At 64.2% G+C, this 1,168-nt stretch carries 1 protein-coding gene; it reads left to right on the top strand.

The annotated features are described in order from the left end of the window. On the top strand, positions 1-1,168 hold a 1,168-nt coding region (locus PMI28_RS02295), incomplete at both ends, for a VCBS domain-containing protein (RefSeq protein WP_007992109.1).

The following is a 1,168-nucleotide window of genomic DNA, read 5'->3' as shown; positions in this document are numbered from 1 at the left end:
CACAATGACGTGTTCAGCGTGCAAGTCAGCGATGGCCTGGGCGGCGTGGACACCCAGCTGGTGACCGTCACCATTACCGGCAGCAATGACGCGCCCGTGCTCAGTTTCGTAACGGGCAATGATGCCGGCGCGGTGCAGGAAGACACCACGCTCAGCGTCAGCGGCCAGTTCAGCTCGACCGACATTGATCACGATGCCACCGCCACTTGGAGTATTGCCGGGTCAAATACCGGCACCTTTGGCTCGATCGCCGTCGACAGCAACGGCCAGTGGACTTACACCCTGGCTAATGGCACCGATGGTGTTGCCAGTGCGGTGCAGGCGTTGAAGGCGGGCGAGAGTCACAACGAAGTGTTCAGCGTGCAGGTCAGCGATGGCCTCGGCGGCGTGGACACCCAGCTGGTGACTATCACCGTCACCGGCAGCAACGATGCGCCGGTGCTCAGCTTCGCGACGGGCAATGCTGCCGGCGCGGTGCAGGAAGACACCACGCTCAGCGTGAGTGGCCAGTTCAGCTCGACCGACATCGATCACGATGCCACGGCGACCTGGACCATCCATGGCGCGTCAACCGGCACCTACGGCTCGATCGCGGTGGACAGCAACGGCCAATGGACCTACACGCTGGCCAATGGCACTGATGGTGTTGCCAGTGCGGTGCAGGCGTTGAAGGCTGGCGAGAGTCATGATGACGTGTTTACGGTGCAAGTCAGCGACGGCCTGGGGGGCGTCGACACCCAGCTGGTGACCATCACCGTCACCGGCACCAATGACGCGCCAACGGTGACGGCGACAGAAGTCGAAAGCGGGGCGGTGAACGAAGACGGCACCACGCTGGCCAGTGGCAGCTTCGCCTTCGGCGACGTGGACCTGGCCGATCACGCGCATGTGGCCAGCGTGAGCGCGCCGTCCGGTGCGCTGGGTACGCTGGTGGCCAGTGTCAGCGACGAGAGCACCGGCGATGCGGCGGGCAGTGTGGGCTGGAGCTATACGCTGAACAACAGCGCGGCGCAGTACCTGGCCGAGGGCCAGACCAAGACTGAAGTGTTCACTGTGACGATGACCGACGACGTCGGGGCGACAGTGACCAAGGACGTGACGATCACCCTGACCGGCACCAACGACCGGCCGACGCTGACTATCGACGACACGACCGGGGCGATGAACG

Source organism: Pseudomonas sp. GM48, assembly GCF_000282335.1.
In the GTDB taxonomy this organism is placed as follows: Bacteria; Pseudomonadota; Gammaproteobacteria; order Pseudomonadales; family Pseudomonadaceae; genus Aquipseudomonas.
This window is presented reverse-complemented; position numbering and strand designations above follow the sequence as displayed.